The following is a 19,131-nucleotide window of genomic DNA, read 5'->3' as shown; positions in this document are numbered from 1 at the left end:
TGTTAAATTTTTATATTTTAAAAAGATGAAGTATCAGCTTCATCTTCTTTTTTCAAATTATCTTCCCATGTTTTCATTTTAAAACAATCTATTTACCTTTAAATGCTTTACTACAACTAAATTAAATATTTTTCATATCCATCATAAACTTATAATAATCAATAATTAAGTCAACACTAACATTCATATTAGCCAGTCTTTTTAAATCTGCATTTAAAAAATAATTATATACTTCTGTAAACAACTCAGGATGATCAATAAATGGATTTCTATTTCCCTGAGGAGAGATACTAGATCCATTTTCTTTTTTTGCTACACCTGAAAATATAAATTCATTTCTATTTTTTTCAAATTCATCAACCTGATCATCATTATGCCAATCAAGCAATAAATCAAGTCTTCCACCATATGCACCTTTTGGTAAGTATGAATCACTGTTGCTAAGTAATGTTTCATTTTTAGTTAACATTAAGAAATCATACTTAACTGCCATATAAAGAAGAATTCTAGCGACATCGCCCTTATGATCATCACCAGGATAAAATGCATTTGATCCAACTTTAGTTGCAACACCATTTCCATTTGTAAAATGCCTATTCGATCTTGTTTGATTAATACCAGTTATCGCTCTTAGGTTATGCATATCGCTCCCTTGATTCCTACTACTTTCCTTAACTCTTTCAATACCAAGTCTTGAATTAGGCCAAACATGCTCTCTTTGCCATGCATTTGCACCTGTAGTCCAATAAGTAACGATTGAATCATTATCATACATGCCAAGTAATGAATTATTACCATCAAGTGGGTTTCTATCACTGTTTGCTAAAACATATTTTGCGTCTTCATATTTTAAGGAATTAAAATTTGTATTTAGAATGATTCTAAGTTCTTCAACTAATTTTTCACCCTTCAATCCTCTTACCGATTCGTAATATGGAAGTAAATCAATATCTTCATCAGCACCAATTATGTATTTTTCTTCTCCTAAATCATAAACAATTAAATCATCAATATTAACCCTGGCATTTGCTACATTATCTTTTTCTATTTTAAACAATAACGTATTATTTCTTATATCTTCTGGCACATCATTAATACTAACTTCAACATTTACTAATTCTTTAATTGTTTTAAATGTTTTAATTTGTCTATATTCAGTTTCTGTAAATCCTTTTACATAAACATTAACATTTGAATCATTATTAGTTCCATATGTACCCAAATTAAATGTTAATCGTTGGAATCTATTTATTCCAGTAACAAATGAAATAAATCCATTTTCTTGCATTCTAACTGACTTTGCTCCATTTTTTAAATCGCTAGCACTTGTACCAATTAAAGCACCATTGAGTTCGAAAATAAATCCTGAAAAATCAATCATACTTGATGCATAATTTCCTTTACTTAATGAATCAAAATTTAAATTTATATTCTCTTTTTCATTTGCTTTTTTATATTGAACATCAATGACTCTCTCCAAACCTATAAAACCTTCTTTTATAGGAACAATAGTCAGTATTTCTTTTTCTGCAATAATTTCTTTATACTTACTAATATCAAAAGAATTATTGCTAGTTCGTTCTATGTTGTATAAAAGCCTTATTTCATATTCAGCATTTGGAATTTCAAGCCAAGTAAGAATTGAATCTTCATGCCGTAAATCTTGGATTTCTAAATAATTATCTTTTCTTTTCCATTTACCAGTTAATTCTAAATGTTCTAAAACTTTATCAGTCTCAAAATTCCATTTTGTTTCTTCATCATTTATATCTTTATACCAACCAATTATTTCAAACCCAACTTTATTTGGTTCACTTGGTTTAGTAATTAAATTTCCTTTTTCAATTTCTTTTTGTTCATGTACCTCACCATCTAATTTGAAAGTTACTCGAAATTTTTCTTTTCTAATAAAGTTACATGATACTAAAACAATAGAGAATATAACAATATTAACTACTAATAAAAGTTTTTTCATTCGCTTCACCACTTTCCAAAGGATTTAAATTCTTTTCTAAAACAGCAACTAACATATAATACATTACACCTAAAAACTGATATTCATAACCCACATCTATAAGCGTATGAAATACATAAGCTATTAATCCTAAATATGCAAAATACTTAAACTTATCTTTTGTATTAAGACACATTTTGAATATTAAGTAAAGATTTGTTAAAGTGATTGTAATACCAATTAAGCCTTGATTAACCAATGTTTGGAAAAACCAACTATGGAAATAAAAATTTGAAAATCCATTATCTAATAAAATATGATGTGTTGATCCTATTCCTTTTCCAAAATAAAGTGTGAACGGATTTTTAAGTTCGTTAATTCCTATTTCATATATTCTTACTCTACTGCTTGAAAAACTATCAATTTTTGTAAAAAGTTCTGGAAAATTATCTTTAAAAATAACGAGTAATATCATTGCTCCTGCAAATCCAAAAATAATAGTATATATAGATGTTAAAATAAGTTTTTTATTCTTGATTAATATAATTATTGGTATCATTAAAATCATTACAAACAATCCAAAATACAAACCTTTTGATTGTGTTGCATAAATAGCATAAACTATTAAAATTTCAAGCGGCAAATATAAGTATTTTAATTTACTTCCATCTTTTATAAAGTATTTATACAATGATGGAACAAAACCAATTGCAAATACAGTAGCAACTATATTTGGATTAGCCCATAAATCCATTAAATAATATTTTGTTTCAAAATTAAAAAATACGTTTGCTCTTGCAAGAATCACAATATATTCAAAACTTAATGTTAATAAAAATAAGCTAAAGAACCATGAAATCTCTTTAAATTCAACTTTGTCATCACTATTTACTAATGCTAAATATAAAACATAGCCCTGAATAATAATTGATACTCTAGAAATTGCTGATACAACATTAACTGTCCAAATAAAAGTAATTAAACTATATCCTAAAAATATTATTAAAGGAATTAATAATTTACCTTTCAATTTTTGTTTTTTATATAAACACTTGTAAAGTAACTGAAATACTAAATAAATTGAAAGTACACCAAACACTATTTGAAATACTAATTGATGTTTATCAGCTCTAAAATTCGACATTAAACTAAATAGTGAAAACATAATTAAAGTGAATGTCTTAAATTTAAAAATAATTAAAAGAAATAATATCGTTAGATATAGAATTATATTATATATTTGTGGAATCTTTAAAACCCATGTTGTGAAACTTAATAAGGCAAAGATTGGGAGAAGTATTTGAATTCGATTCTTCTCTAAGTATTCATTAGTCATATTTTCAAACCCCTTTATATAAAAATCCTTAGAAACATCTAAGGACTATTAACTACTTCTTAACTCATACAACTATTATAATAGTATTAGAACTTTTTGTAAAGTAATACCAATTAGTTAAATTTGTTAATTATAGTGTAAAAAAAAGAGTTTTTTAACCTTTCGAAAATTTGACTTGTATATTTTTCGTAAATATCGAAAATAGGTTGAAATAGATATCTTTTTACACTATAATAATTCTTACGGAGGCGTATATACAAATGAAAAAAACACTAGGTTTTATATTATTATTAATCACAACTTTTATCTTAGTTAGTTGTGGGAAAGAACCTCAAACACATACTATTAGAGTATATGACAAAGATGTTAATATCAATAACTATTTTATTGAGCATGGTGAAATCTTTACAAAAGATAAACTAACAGGCATAGTAACAAATGATAACTTTAAGTTTTGGTCTACTAGTAAAGATGGAATTGAGTATACTTTCGATATAAAAATCACTGCAGATTTATCTTTATATTCTGTCTATGAATCGATATTACCACCAACACCAAATAATAAAGTAAGAATTACATTAGTAATTGATGGCAACCAATCAACATTTGATATTGATAAAGGTAGTTCATTAACAGAGGCAATTCTAAATAGTAAATATACTGGTTCTAAGACTATTAAGCATTGGTCAACAACAAATAATGGTAGTAAATATCAATTACCGGTTACTGCAGATGGCTCATTAACACTCTACGCTGTTTTCAATTCAAATAATAACAATAACGGAGAAATAGATTTTAGCTTGTTTAATGGCTATTATAATGCATTAAGCACTGATTTTATTGCTAGCAAACTAAAAACTGAACTTGCAAGAATTATAAGCACAGGAACAAATATTAAATCCTATAGTTCAAGTGATTGGGCTACACTAAAAAAAGCAGATTTATCTTTAAATAGTACAAGTACTGTTTGGTTAATCTATAATGGCGAAGATCGTTCTGTTAATCTTAGTGGTGGCAGTGCCGGACAATGGAACAAGGAGCATGTTATGGCTAAGAGTTGGTTAGAAAGTGCAGGATACACTAATTTTACAGGTAATCAACATAATCTAAGAGCTGCCGATGTTAAAATAAATAGGGATCGTGGTAATAAACGTTTTATTGATGGAAGTGGAAATTATAACAATTCTTCTTCTTTCTTCCCAGGCGATGATCATAAAGGGGATGTGGCAAGAATTCTTCTTTATGGACTAATTAAATATCCAAACCTTAAAATAAATTCAATGATTACTAATAACAATCCTTGGGATGTGTTATTAAAATGGCATTTAGAAGATCCAGTTGATGAATTTGAGATTAAACGTAATAATGTAATTCATGACATGCAAGGTAATAGAAATCCTTTTATTGATTATCCAAACCTAGTATATCTTTTATGGCCAGAGCATTACCCATCAAAATAAATAATTAAAGAGGGATTTATATCGCTCTTTTTTAATTGAAATATAATAAAAATAGGAGAATAAAATGAAAAAAATATTTTACTTACTACTCTTAATCACTACTTCAATTATTCTAGTTAGTTGTGCTAAAGAACCCTCAAAAACATATACTATTAAAGTCTATGATAATGATTCATTAATAAATAATTACTTTATTGAGCACGGTGAATCTTTAGATAAAGAAGAATTTGATACTCTAATTACTTCTGAAAATTTTAAATATTGGTCTACTTCCAAAGATGGTGTTAAGTATACTTTTGAACTGCCTATAACTAGTGATTTAGAGTTATATTCTGTTTATGAATCTGTATTACCACCAACACCTATTAATAAAATAAGAATCACATTAATAATTGATAGCAAACAATCAACATTTGAACTTGATAAAGATAGTTTACTAACAGAAGAAATCTTAACTAGTAAATATACTGGTTCAAAGACTATTAAACATTGGTCTGCAACAAATAATGGAACAAAATATATGTTCCCCATATCAGTAACAACAGATCTAACATTTTATGCTGTTTTTGAAACTAATAGCATCCCTGATCCAACTCCTGAACCTACTGAGCCAATTGATTTAGGAACTTATTATAAGAGTGTTAAAGGTCTTAATGGTGACAGCCTTAAAAATGGTTTAAATAAAGTAATTGGTACTGCAAAAGCAACTTCTTATGATCAAGTAAAAGCTGTTCTAGTAAGAGCCGATTTAGTTTATGGCTCAACTAATAGATTACACTTGATTTATGATAGTAAAGAAACACATAATAAATGGGATAATGCAGCAACATGGAATAGAGAACACGTTTGGCCACAATCTAAATTAAATGGTGCTCCAAAAGGTGAATCTCATAATTTAAGAGCATCTGATGTTAAAACAAATAGTAATCGTGGTAATGATCCTTTTGCAGAAGGAAGTGGTGATTATGGTAAACGAGTTTCTGGCGGATATTTCCCTGGTGATGAACATAAGGGTGATGTGGCAAGAATTGTAATGTATATGATTGTTAGATATCCACAATTGAATTTTGGAAACAGTATTGGATCAAAAGAAATGTTTCTAAGATGGCACAAGGAAGATGCAGTTAGTAATTTTGAAAAACAAAGAAATGACGTAATCCATGATATGCAAGGAAATAGAAACCCATTTATCGATCATCCGGAATTCGCAGATATGATTTGGGGATCAAAAGTAACTAAAACATCAATTATCAATAATACTAATAAGGTACTAATCAATCTTATATCAACTGAAATACTATTTTTTGAAGAAAAACGTAATTACATACAATAAAGGAAAAAAACATGAAAAAAATACTATATCTAATTTTATTAATAACTTCTTCTATCATCTTAGTTAGTTGTGGTAAAGAGCCCTCAAAAACATACACTATTAAAGTCTATGATAATAATTCATTGATCAATAACTATTTTGTTGAACATGGTAACTCACTAAGTAAAGAAGAATTTGATACTTTGATTACAAAAGATAATTTCAAATATTGGTCTACTTCCAAAGATGGTGTTAAATATACCTTTGAACTACCTATAACTAGTGATTTAGAGTTATATGCTGTATATTCTAACAACGATAATGGTAATCCAATTCCTACTCCTAATACAGACTATAAGATTAGTCTATATATAAATAATCAAATATATAAAGAGTTTAATATGCCTAAGAACAGCTTATTATCAAAATCAGAAATGAATTCTTACTATACAGAAAGTAATAAAGATCAATTTCTTCATTGGTCTACAAAAATAAACGGCACTGAATTTGATTATACTTTACCACTAAATACAAACCTAATTCTCTACGGTGTATTTAAAGCACTACCAAATCCTGATGGAATTAATGTTAACTTCGATAGTATTAAATACTATCAAGGTTATGGTCTTGATGGTCTATTAGGTCAATTACTTATCAACAAACTAAATACTAGACTTTATGATGGTACTAACATTAGAAATTATGGCAGTGGCTTAAACAGTATTTTAACTGAAGCAGATACTAGCCCTGTTACTAAAAAACTTTGGACGATATATGATGGTATTTCAAGTTTCGGTAATAAAGAACATGTAATGCCAAAATCTTGGTATATCGGCTATCCTGGATATTCAAAGAATAAAGGTGATGTTCATAACTTAAGAGTCAGTAAAACAAGTACAAATAGTGCAAGATCAAATTATGGTTACTTTGATAAAAATGGTGGATGGGAATTAGACAAAACAGCTAAACGCTTTTATCCGGGTGATGATCATAAAGGCGATACAGCAAGAATTTATTTTTATATGATGATTATGGTTAAAGATGCCTTAGATTTTTCAAATAATAATGTTAAAGCAAATCTTAATAATAAAGGAAATGAATATCGAACAGTTTTCGAAAATGACGGATTTATGCAACTTCTTAAATGGCATTTAGAAGACCCAGTTGATGAGTTTGAGATTCATAGAAATGAAGTTTTATTTGGTTTTCAAGGAAATAGAAATCCATTCATTGATTTCCCAGACTTAGTATATCTAGTATGGCCAGAACACTATAAACTTAATAATTAAAGTAAAAAGGGACAAATTTTGTCCCTTTATCTTTATATATCTTACTATTTTCTCTTCTACATAATTCCTTTTTACTATTTAAATCACTAATATTTATCTCATATTAAGACAGCAGGTCACGTTTATACTATTTGTAATCCTATTGCCAAATTTTAATATTTTGAACTAAAAATCTTCCATCACTATATAATTTAAATCTATCAATATCAAGACCTTCAAGTACAATTGAAACATATTGTTTGTCCTTAGGACTATTCATTTTTTCTATTAATTCAAATTCTTTTTTCCAACTAGATCCATCGATAGTTTGAAATTCTATAGAAGTAGTTTCTTTTACAGTCCATATAGCAATTTTTATTTCTATTCTTTTAATCTTTGATTCTAATTCTATAACAATTGATCCTTTTTTGTTAAGTCTAGCACCATTATCTTTAAATACTTTATCAAATGTAACAATCTCAGTTTGTTCACCATTGATTAAATTTTTTACACTGTACTTTCCTGACGAATAACTAGTTGGATAATTAACATTTATAAAATCCAAATCATAAGTATTTATTTCTTCATTTTTTTCTTCCCATTTAGCATATAGAGTAATATTGCTATTAATTTCATCATCAATAAAAATCCATTCTGTTTGAAGTAATTCATCTCTAAACCATCCAACAAAAGCAAAGCCTTCACGAACTGGATTTTCAGGTTTTACTAATTTTTCATCATTAATATATTCAGTCTTTGGAACAATACCTTCTTCAAAGTTTCCACCATTTAAATTGTATGTAACAATTAAATAGCTTGTTTCTTCTACTTTACCATAGATTATTAGAGCACTAGTTGCTTTTCCAAACTCATATACTTCAGTAAGTTCTAAATCTAAATACCAGCCAGTTATTCTCTTTCCTTCTGGTAAACTAAAGTTTGGAGATTTAATATCTTCATCTTCTTTATATGTAACAATAATATCTTCAAATCCTTCTACTTTAAAAGTAATTTCATGGAATGCAACTTTTTTAATTATTAACTCTGCTTTTATTTCTTTTCTAGCATCTCCACTTATTAAATACCCAACTAATTCAACTGTTTTACTTTCTGTTACACTATTAAACTTATTATCTGTTACAAATTCATCTAAGTTCCATTCAATATCAACTTTTATTCCAAGTTTAGTAATTTCAGTTGGCAACATAACTTCAGAACCCATTTCAACTTCGAACTTTCTTACCTCTGTTAAATCACTATTTGATACATAGTGTAATTTTCTTTCATCAGTTAAATCAAGAATTTTAATTTCAGTCCATGCAATTTGCTGTACTTGTTCTCTGTCATATACATCTCTTGTTCCTATAATAATTACTTCTTTTCCTATAGCATTACTAAGTTCACTATCACTTTTACTCTTATATATTCTTATACGTCCTGTGCTATCAATAATATCAAAATTACTATCTTTTACTCTCTTTTCTAGTATTGCTCTAACTTTAACATCTTTTCCTTTTCCTAATGCTAGTACTTCTTCAATTGTTAAATATACTATTTCATTAAATTTAGCAACAAGAGCTAAATCACTGTTCACTGGTTCATTAACGTCGTATTTTGTATTATCAAGGTACCAAGCATCAAATTCGAACATATATTCATCATTTGATTTAGGAGCTTCTAAATCTAATTTTTCACCTTCAAAAACTTTTTTCTCTATAACGTCTTCATAAATAGTAGTTGAAACATTATATACATTTATTTCAATTGTATTTCCTGGTGTTGTTGGATCCATTGATCCAAATTTATTTCCAGCATAATCACTAACAACAAAGTATACAACAAATTTATTTGTATTATTCTTAATAATTTCTTCTCTTGATTCACCGAATGTAATTGTCCATTCACCATCTTTAAATGTAACTATTACCCCAAGTTGTTCAAATGCATTCTTACTATCTCCATAAGGATTAGTGCTATCTGCATAAACACTAAACTCTGGTAATTCAGCTAATCTTTCTAAATTATGATCTATTTCTAATTCTTTCAAGTTTTCATCATATGCTTTTACAACTAATACTAATCTTCCATTAACTATATTAAATTCAGCTTCTTCAATTTGAGGTGCATACTTATCCACTTTAGGATCAGTTGCACTATCATTTTCTGCTTGTTCCTTTGTTTGGAATATTGCATTTAATGTACCATCAAGATCAACCACGCCATTAGCAAATGGAAGTGAGAATTTAACTCTAAATGATGTATTTTCTTGTCCACCTACTACTTTAGAGTCATTAATGGCATGTGTGAAATCATTATATTCTAATCTTTCAACTGTCATTCTATAAATACCATTTTCATATCTTTCTTCATTAACTATTTGTTTATAGAATTCTCTATTGAATACATTATCACCAAGTGTAATTTTAATACTATCTTTACTTGTGATAATTTGAACATTTTCAATATTCATTAAAGCTGAACTTAAGACTTCACGCTCTTGTTGTTGTGTATAACTGTATATAAAGAATAAACTATTTAGTAATTCAAACTTAGTATCAGCACTTGTTAAATCTAATTCTTCTAATCTAATTCCCTTAAATTTAACTGCACTTGTGAAAGTAATTGTAATTGTTTTCGAATTGGCTTCAATACTTTCTAATACCCCACTAATAGATTCATTATCCCACTTAGCAGTAAGTGTTATGTTACTATTGATTTCAGTATCAAAATTAAATATTGTATCATTGTTTAACCATCCAGCAAATATATAACCTTGTCTTTCAGGATTTGCAATTGCTGCTACTTTTTGTCCTTCAATGACATTTACTTTTTCAATTTCTAATCCTTCACTTTCAAATATAACAGTGTGTCTTGTTTTTTCCGGTTCAGTAACTGTTATCCCTTCAATATTTGAACCTTCAATAACTTCAAGATAAACATTCTTTAACTCTTTACCACCAGTAATTGTAACTTTATTAATAAACCTAATTTCTCTCTCTACTTCAAAAACAATATCGTTAATTAAAATAATAGTTGTTTCAGTTTCATTTTTATTAATTTCGACTACATTTAACAATGCTTCAACAGAATCAACTTCATATGTCTTACTTTCAAAAGTAAAATCGATAGTTGTTAAATATATTAATCCATCTTTGTCAATAGCAACAAACTCATATAAACCTTGTTCCTTATTTGAATCAAACCAAACACCACTTCCAGTATTTGTTAATATTCCCTTAGTCCAAACATCTTGATTTTTTCTTGCTGTTAAAACAAACTCTGGATCTTTTATTTCCAATATGTTTCCATCAACTAAAACATTATATCCTTTGTAGAATTTTCCTAATTCACTATTATATTTGAATTCTCCACTTATTGCAGCTGAAGTTACTTCAACTATTTCTTTTTCAAATGAATAAGAAACAGTAATTAATTCACCATTTATTTCTAAGATATCTTCATATGTTTTATCTTCTAAAGCATTAACATATAAACTACCATCTATTAATAATAACTCTGTAGCATCAGTAACAAGAATCTTAACTCCATTAACTAATACAGTTATTGCTTGGTAGATTATTTTTCCGTCTTCGCTTATTGTAAATACATTACTCTTTGTAAATGAAACTAAATCCCATTTTGCATATAATGTAACAGCACTGTTAACAACTTGATCAAAATCCCATGCTACTGTTAATTCTTCATCACTAAACCATCCTACAAAAATACTATTAAGTTTTTCAGGATTTGAAGGTTTAGTTATTTTCTTGCCTTCAACAACTTTAATACTTTCTAATTGACTTCCACCATTTGTATTAAATGTAACATCATATTTTTCTTTTTCAACATAATCATATTCTAAAACATCAGCAGTGTAATATATATATATAAAATCATCGTATTTGTCTGTTTTTAATATAACTTTCTTTCCAATCAATGCATCTAAGTATTCTAAAACATCTTCTGCTTGATCTTCATAAACACTAACTTCAATACTTCCTTCTTGATTTGTTACTTGATATTTATACTGACCAACTTTTTTTGAAAGAATTCCTGCAATAAATACATCGCCATTTTCACTATTTTGAGCTTCCAAAATCGGTGTTATTTCTATCTTATCTAAATTAAATTCTATTTTTATTTCAATATTTTCTGTAACAACAAAATTATAATATTTTTCTTCTTCAACATTTACTTTTTTACCATTTAATAATAGTGAGTAATACAAATCAAACTGAGGAATATTTATTATTGTTAATCCTGTTTCAGTATTTTCTAAAACTCTAGTTCCTGCACTACTTATAACCCATTCAGGTAACGTAATTGTATAATAGATTGGTGCATTTTTATATTCAACACTTACAACTATATCTTTAGTAATTTCAAAAGTATATTGATTATTAGTAACTTCTACTTTGTTTCCATCAACAATAAGTTCTACTAATTCCTTACCATTTGGAACATTTACTGTTAAAGTAACACTTGTCCCCTCTGCTACTTTAGTTAAATCATTTACATTTGCAACTACTGTATCAGGTAGTTCTATGCTATATGTCTCACCAACTACAATATCTTTAAATTCTACTAATACTATAACATCAGTAGTAATTACGAAAGTATATTTATTATTAGTAACTTCAACAGTTTCTTCGTTAACTTTTAGACTTACTAATTCCTTACCTTCTGGAATATTTACTGTTAAAGTAACACTTGTCCCCTCTGTTACTTTAGTTAAATCATTTACATTTGCAACTACTGTATCAGGTAGTTCTATGCTATATGTCTCACCAACAACAATATCTTTAAATTCTACTAAAACTATAATGTCTTCAGTAGCTATAAAAGTATACTTGTTATTAGTAACTTCAACAGTTTCCTCATTAACTTTTAGACTTACTAATTCTTTACCTTCTGGAACATTTACTGTTAAAGTAACACTTGTCCCCTCTGCTACTTTAGTTAAATCATTTACATTTGCAACTACTGTATCAGGTAGTTCTATGCTATATGTCTCACCAACAACAATATCTTTAAATTCTACTAAAACTATAATGTCTTCAGTAGCTATAAAAGTATACTTGTTATTAGTAACTTCAACAGTTTCCTCATTAACTTTTAGACTTACTAATTCCTTACCTTCTGGAATATTTACTGTTAAAGTAACACTTGTCCCCTCTGTTACTTTAGTTAAATCACTTACATTTGCAACTACTGTATCAGGTAGTTCTATACTGTATGTTTCAACAACTTCAATGTCTTTAAATTCTACTAAAACTATAATGTCTTCAGTAGCTATAAAAGTATATTTGTTATTAGTAACTTCAACAATTTGCTCATTAACTTTTAGACTTACTAATTCCTTACCATTTGGAACGTTTACTGTTAATGTTACTTCTGTACCTCTAATAATCTCAATTACACTTGTAGTAACACTTTCTGGGAGCGTAATATCAAGAAATCTTTCCCATCTAGCAACAAGATCTAAATCAGCACTAACGTTTAAATTAAAATCGTATTTTTCTTCGCCATTAAACCATCCAACAAATTTATATCCAACTCTTATTGGATCTTCAATTTGAGTAACTTTAGTATTCTTATCAATTTCTATAACTAATCCTGATGGCGCATTTTCATACCAGTAGTCAAAACTAACAGAAACTTTTTCAACAATTACATCTTCTGTCTTTTTAACAACAAGATTAAATGTTCTTTTTGCTTCTAATGATTCATAACTAACCGTTAAAACTAATTCTACATTAACATCATTATCATTTGGTCTATTTACCTTACCATTGTTTGATACTATATCTTGATTAGAACTGTTCCAAGAAATGACAACATCATTTGATATTGTTGTTGTTGTCTTTAAATTCAAATCCTTTGTAACATTCTTCTCACTATCACCTGACTGGTAAATATTCACTAATTCATCAGCAACTGTATCTAAATCAATCTTTTTATCAGTACATGCTGAAAGAATCATTAAACCAAATACAACTAATACTAGACTTAATAATCGTTTTCTCATTATTCGTGTTCGCTCCCTTTATGTTTTATAAGCAAATTATATCATAGATATAATAGGAAAAAAATGCAAAAAAAGAAACTTTACAACTTTTATACATAAAGCTTCTTTTTCTTGTTTTTTAATATATTTATTAGCTTATTAAAACACTCTTATCCATAAAAAATGATTTCATGAATATTAACTCTATTTTTAGCACCACTTGGCGTTTTCATGTTTTCAATAATAATTTCATTACCTGTTATTAAAAAACTATACGTAACCAACTCTGTTGATAATTCTTTTTGTTCCCCATTAACAACTATAATTGACTTATCCGTTTTATAAACACGAGCAACTAATTCAATTCTTGATATACCTTCTACACTAAGTTTCACTGAACCATTTTTACTACTTGACCCTAGTTTAAGAACAATCTTATCCCCATCAGTATCAAAGAAAGCCGAAACTGAGTTTAAAAATAGCGTAGTATTTAATGTTTCATTTATCTCAGTTGCAGTTAATGCATTAGTATTTGTTTTTTTAACATTAATAGTAATTCTAAATTTCTCATTTTCTACTGAATCAATAAAACTTAAAGTAAGTGCTATATCATCACTAATTGGTGTATTAAAATCAAATACATTTTCTTTATCATCTAACCAAACTACTTTTTTACCTTCTGGCGCTGTTACATTTGGTTTTACTACTTTACTTCCATTTAAAACATGTTTATACGATTCTACACCTTCATTAACAAAAGTAATAAGATTATATTCTGAGTGTGCAAATGTTGCTAAATTTAATGAACCATCTTTGCCAACAACTAATACTTTTCTATATCCAGTTTCACTAGATGCAATTTCATAATGATTAATCTCTAAATTATCTTTCTTAACCCATTCTGTATTAAAATAATAAATACTTTCAACTTCTTCAAGATTTATATCTTTTATTTCATATTCTACATAATATAATTCATCACTTAAAATATACTTGCTTGGTTCTTTTCCAGTATTAACTATATTTAATTCATCAAAATAATTATCTAATACCAAGTAAGAGTCATATACATATTCATCAGTATCAATAAATTTGAAATAGATTTCACCTTTAGTCTCTAAATCAATTAATATTAATTTATCAACTAATTCAAACCCAGTTATAGTACCATTTATTAATAATTCTTTTTTAGCCATTGTTGATAAATCAATTATTTCATCAAGAACATAAAATGCAAATTCCAAGTATATTTTCTTATCTTCAAATTTAGTTTTACCTGTAAACTTAAATTCGCCTTCAAAATAGTTCTCTATTTTTATCCATTTTGCATATAAAGTTATGTTATCTTTAATTTCTATTTCTTCATTAAACTCATTTTCTAAATTTTTATCTGTAAACCATCCAGCAAAATCATATCCATTACGACTTGTTATAACGCTTAAATCTACAGTGTCGCCAAATAATACTTCTTGATCATTAATATTTGTACCACCATTAGTTTCAAACTTAACAGTATATGATGCTTCTTGTTTCTTCATATTATAAAACTCTACATCATCTAATTGAATATTAGTTTTATTTTCTGTTTCTGATGTTGTTACCATTTCAAATCTTACAAAAACATTTCCTTTTTTAAAATGATTTGGGATAGTACTAGTGTATGTTGCATTTTCAGTCGTTAATTCGTATAAGCCACCATGATTTTGTACCCCTTCATATTCACCTTCAACAAGTGAATATAATACTTTTAATTTAGTTCCAGCAACATTTGATTTAGCGCTAAATACAATTCTTGTTAAAAACTCTGTTGAAAACATTGTTTCAATATATGGCTTAGATGTTGGGGTATTAGAGTAATATCTAAGTTGTATTGATTGCTCCCCTGTAATAGGGATAACTGTTGTTGAACCAATTGATGCCGAACCGTAAAAAATTCTCCATTGTTCTTCACTTGTTCCACCATACTTAAGTTCATTATATACTGTACTATTTTCAAAACCTTCATTTGCTTCAAAACCAGTTTGATATCCTTTTTGTTCAGTATAATCTGCTGGTATCTCAACATTTAAAGTCCATTTAGCTATAAGTGTTATTTCTTCATATACTTCATTTGCAAAATTATAAATCGTATCTTCTTGGCTATCATACCAACCTAAGAATGTATAACCATCTCTTACTGGTACATCAGGTTCAGTTATTGATGTTTCATATTTTATTTCAACGGTCTTAACTTTATTATCATATCCATAATCAAATGTTACTAAAATTTTCTCATCTTCAATTGGATCAGTACCATTATCATCTTTATTCCATTTAGCCACTAATGTTATATCTGAGTTAACTAAATATGTTTCAAACGAAACTTTCTCCTCTAGTATATACCATCCAACAAATGTATAACCAACTCTTGTAGGATTAGAAATATTTTCTATTTTTCCATTTTCAACAATTTCTTGAGGATTAATTGCAACCGCTCCATCATAACCTAAATCAAAAGTAACTGTATAAGTTATATTCTCATTTAAAATCTCATATTTAGCAATTAGTGCTGTTTCTTCTAAAACTTTATTACTTTCAAAAATCCATTCTTCATTTGTCTTACTATTAACCCAAAATCTAAATTCAAATCCCTCTTTAAATGGATCATCACTTGGTTTTTCAGTTAATGAATCGCTTAAAACTTCTCTTTTTTCAACCAATGGTGTACCACCATCCGTGTCAAAAGTTACTGTAAAATATACATCTTTTTTACCACATGAAACTAAAAATAAAGTTAAAAGTAAAATACTTAACCCTGAAATAAATTTCTTCATCCACACATTCTCCTTCGTTATTTTCCATTTATAATTTTAACATAGTAAACTATATTAAACAATAGAACACTTGTAAATGTATTGTATATTTACTTATCCCAAATAAATAAAAATACTGCATTAATACGCAGCATATACCTTATTATTTGTTTAAAAAATGACTTTTTGTTTTTTTGTTTTATACTCAAAAACTAGTATACTCTTAATTTTATGTATTTGTTAGTATATAACTAGGTCAATAAATTAAATAAAGTTGGTAGGAAACTAGGTCAGTATATTCATACATAGTATAATAACCTCATATAATTTAAATAATGTGAGGTAGAAAGAATGGTATCAATATACATGAAAAACGATATATTATCACTAAAGCGTAATGGAATGTCTAATCGTAAAATAGCATTAACATTAAATATTTCAAAAGATACAGTTAATAAATACGTTAAAGAAATGAAGGTTATAACAAAGTTAATAGAAAATGAATCAGATAAAAGTAAAATTATTGAATTACAAAAAGAGTTAGTAAGTGCACCTGTAAGAAAAGGGGTAAGTGTTAGAAAAGTTTTTAGTGGAGAGTTGGAACACAGATTTTATGAACTATTAAAACAAGATGAAGAAAAAGATTTATTACTTGGTTTAAACAAACAAAAACTAACTGCATCTCTTCTTCACCGTAAACTAAGATCAGAAGGTTTTGATGTTGGTATAACAACAATCCAAATTGAATATAAACGTTATAAAAATAAAAACAAGGAAGCTTTTATCAAACAGCAATATGCTCCAGGCTTTAGAGCTGAATATGACTTTCATGAAGTGAAAGTGTTAATTGATGATCAGGTAAAAAAATTATATCAAGCAACAATAACCCTACCTCACAGTAACTATATATTTGTTAAACATTATCAAAACCAGAAATTTGAATCATTTATTGACAGTTTAGTAACATTCTTCGAAGAAATTAATGGTGTACCTAAAACAATGGTTTTCGATAACATGAGAAATGTAGTAAGTAAATTTGTCTATGGTGGTGCTAAAGTTTATAATGAAGAGCTAATTAAATTATCTAACTATTATGGTTTTAAGATTATGACTACTAATCCAAGAAGCGGTAATGAAAAAGGACATGTAGAAACTAGCGGCAAAATAGCAAGAAGTGAACTATTTACCTTCAACTATAAATTTTATTCTTTAGATAATTTAAGGAAATATGTAGTTGATGAAATTTTTAAGATTAATCAAGATAAAGTAAAGGTAGTGAATGAAAGAGTTAATTTAATTAAACTACCAAAAGCCAAATATGAACTAGGAAGACTTATTCAAGCAAAAGTAAATCATGAATCAATAATAATGATTGATTCAAATTATTACTCAGTTCCTGATTCATATGTTGGTGAAAATGTCTATTCTAATGTTTATTTAGAACATATAAACGTTTATAACTTAAAACATGAACTAATAGCAAGCCATAATAAAAAAGTGGGCAAAGGAGAATATACTATCGATATATTCCACTTCACTACCACTTTCACGAAAAAGCCAGGTGCACTTTTAAACTCAATCGCTTTAAAGCAAGCACCAAAAGTTATCCAAACTCTTTTTCATAAATATTTTACCACAAAGCCAAAGGATTTCATTAAATTGATTAATGAAAATGATATTTATGAATTAAATGAGTTATTAATAAAACTTAATAATGGTCATAAACTAACAACTATTAAATCAATGGAAATTACTATTGAAGAAGTTAGTTCTAATCAATTAAGTCAAATATCAAATCTATTTAATCAAGGAGAAACTATACAATGAAAACAATTGAGCAATTAGCAAGTATTTTAAAACTAGCAAATATAAGAGATAATTACCAAAGTATTATTAGTGAAGCAATGGATAATAATGCAAGTTATGAAGACTTCTTAAAACTAGTATTAACTAGTGAAACAAGAGCTAGAGAATCAAATGGTATTAACCGCAGAATTAGAATAGCTAAATATCCACACCTTAAATATCTACATGATCTTAAACTAGAATCATTTCCAATTGAGGTATCTAATCAAATTAGAGAACTTCAATCATTAAGATTTTTAGATGAAGGCAGAAATGTAATATTAGTAGGTAATCCTGGAGTTGGTAAAACACATACAGCAATAGGTTTAGGTATCGCCGCTAATATGAAAAGCAAAAATGTTTTATACATAACAGTACCTAATTTAATTACTGAATTAAAGGAATCAATGACACTAAACCAACTTACAAATTATAAAAAAAGGTTCATCAGTTATGACTTAGTCATATTAGATGAACTCGGTTATATTGGTTTTGATAAAGAAGGTAGTGAATTATTATTTAATTTACTTTCTATGAGAAATGAGACTAAGTCTATAATCATTACTACTAACTTAGCATTTACTAGGTGGGAAGAAATATTTGGTGATCCAACACTTACTGCAGCTATGGTTGATAGATTAGCACACAAAGCTACAGTTATAAATATTAAGGGTGACTCATATAGAATTAAAGAAACAAAGGAATGGTTAAGTAATTAATACTGACCTAGTTTCGCACCAATATAGTGACCTAGTTTGGTATTGACATTTACATTTTATTTCCACTAGGAATCTTATTTTGTTTTTGAAGATTAATAACTGATATTGAAATATAACTATTCTTTATTATACCAGAGCAACAAGTATTATACTTTTTTTAGTTCTTATTGCTAAACTATATTTAACTTATCCAATTTGACCTTTTGTACATAATATTACTTTATTTATTATAGTCTTATCTATTTCTGCAATAACCCTTAATTTCAACTTTATATTTATATACCATCGTCTTCAAGCAAATAAATATACTTTTTTCCTATAAAATTATCTTTTACAAATTTTGCAGTTTTGCTTATATCAGACAAATACTTACTTATTTCTTTTTCTTCTTTTTATTAATACAATAAATTACAAAAAAAAGAAAAAGGACTACCCTTC

9 protein-coding genes are annotated in these 19,131 nt (G+C 27.3%); 5 read left to right on the top strand and 4 right to left on the bottom strand.

The features are described 5' to 3' along the window. Positions 1 to 121: 121 nt before the first annotated feature. Together EXC62_RS02360 and EXC62_RS02355 are read right to left on the bottom strand one after the other, a co-directional pair. The gene (locus EXC62_RS02360) at positions 122 to 1,975 is read right to left on the bottom strand and encodes an endonuclease (RefSeq protein WP_026391180.1); all 1,854 of its coding nucleotides are present in this window, start codon (positions 1,973 to 1,975) and stop codon (positions 122 to 124) included. Further along, entirely contained in the window at positions 1,950 to 3,290 is a 1,341-nt protein-coding gene (locus EXC62_RS02355; protein WP_026391181.1) for an O-antigen ligase family protein, read from the bottom strand. Before EXC62_RS02355 ends, EXC62_RS02360 begins: the two co-directional genes overlap by 26 nt. Positions 3,291 to 3,550: 260 nt before the next feature. Here EXC62_RS02355 and EXC62_RS02350 point away from each other — a divergent pair, with 260 nt between their 5' ends. From EXC62_RS02350 to EXC62_RS02340, 3 genes are all read left to right on the top strand, one after another. Beyond that, complete coding sequence (locus EXC62_RS02350; protein ID WP_052590126.1) at positions 3,551 to 4,750, top strand: endonuclease I family protein; 1,200 nt, start codon at positions 3,551 to 3,553, stop codon at positions 4,748 to 4,750. Between the two features lie 64 nt (positions 4,751 to 4,814). Then, the gene (locus EXC62_RS02345; protein WP_052590128.1) at positions 4,815 to 6,083 is read left to right on the top strand and encodes an endonuclease I family protein; all 1,269 of its coding nucleotides are present in this window, start codon (positions 4,815 to 4,817) and stop codon (positions 6,081 to 6,083) included. Positions 6,084 to 6,094: 11 nt separating this feature from the next. Next, complete coding sequence (locus tag EXC62_RS02340) at positions 6,095 to 7,351, top strand: endonuclease I family protein (protein ID WP_026391182.1); 1,257 nt, start codon at positions 6,095 to 6,097, stop codon at positions 7,349 to 7,351. Between the two features lie 139 nt (positions 7,352 to 7,490). On the opposite strand, the gene EXC62_RS02335 is transcribed toward EXC62_RS02340, so the two are convergent. Then, positions 7,491 to 13,358, bottom strand: a complete 5,868-nt coding sequence (locus EXC62_RS02335; protein WP_129747448.1) for an InlB B-repeat-containing protein — start codon at positions 13,356 to 13,358, stop codon at positions 7,491 to 7,493. Positions 13,359 to 13,507: 149 nt separating this feature from the next. After that, on the bottom strand, positions 13,508 to 16,150 hold the full coding sequence (locus EXC62_RS02330) for an InlB B-repeat-containing protein (protein WP_026391183.1): 2,643 nt from the start codon (positions 16,148 to 16,150) through the stop codon (positions 13,508 to 13,510). A gap of 330 nt (positions 16,151 to 16,480) precedes the next feature. Between EXC62_RS02330 and istA the strand changes: the two genes are divergently transcribed. Both istA and istB read left to right on the top strand, forming a co-directional pair. Then, on the top strand, positions 16,481 to 17,956 hold the full coding sequence (istA, locus tag EXC62_RS02325) for an IS21 family transposase (protein ID WP_162140335.1): 1,476 nt from the start codon (positions 16,481 to 16,483) through the stop codon (positions 17,954 to 17,956). Next, positions 17,953 to 18,693, top strand: a complete 741-nt coding sequence (gene istB, locus EXC62_RS02320) for an IS21-like element helper ATPase IstB (RefSeq protein WP_026391185.1) — start codon at positions 17,953 to 17,955, stop codon at positions 18,691 to 18,693. Before istA ends, istB begins: the two co-directional genes overlap by 4 nt. Positions 18,694 to 19,131: the final 438 nt, after the last annotated feature.

It is taken from the genome of Haploplasma axanthum, assembly GCF_900660745.1.
Taxonomy (GTDB): domain Bacteria; phylum Bacillota_I; class Bacilli_A; order Acholeplasmatales; family Acholeplasmataceae; genus Haploplasma; species Haploplasma axanthum.
Note: the sequence above shows the minus strand (reverse complement) of the source record. Positions and strands in the feature narration are given on the sequence as shown.

Bases quoted from the DNA above. Each gene is read 5' to 3' on its own strand.
- EXC62_RS02355 (WP_026391181.1), bottom strand. From the start codon at position 3,290: ATGACTAATGAATACTTAGAGAAGAATCGAATTCAAATACTTCTCCCA.
- EXC62_RS02330 (WP_026391183.1), bottom strand. From the start codon at position 16,150: ATGAAGAAATTTATTTCAGGGTTAAGTATTTTACTTTTAACTTTATTT.
- istA (WP_162140335.1), top strand. From the start codon at position 16,481: ATGGTATCAATATACATGAAAAACGATATATTATCACTAAAGCGTAAT.
- EXC62_RS02360 (WP_026391180.1), bottom strand. From the start codon at position 1,975: ATGAAAAAACTTTTATTAGTAGTTAATATTGTTATATTCTCTATTGTT.
- EXC62_RS02345 (WP_052590128.1), top strand. From the start codon at position 4,815: ATGAAAAAAATATTTTACTTACTACTCTTAATCACTACTTCAATTATT.
- EXC62_RS02340 (WP_026391182.1), top strand. From the start codon at position 6,095: ATGAAAAAAATACTATATCTAATTTTATTAATAACTTCTTCTATCATC.
- EXC62_RS02350 (WP_052590126.1), top strand. From the start codon at position 3,551: ATGAAAAAAACACTAGGTTTTATATTATTATTAATCACAACTTTTATC.
- istB (WP_026391185.1), top strand. From the start codon at position 17,953: ATGAAAACAATTGAGCAATTAGCAAGTATTTTAAAACTAGCAAATATA.
- EXC62_RS02335 (WP_129747448.1), bottom strand. From the start codon at position 13,358: ATGAGAAAACGATTATTAAGTCTAGTATTAGTTGTATTTGGTTTAATG.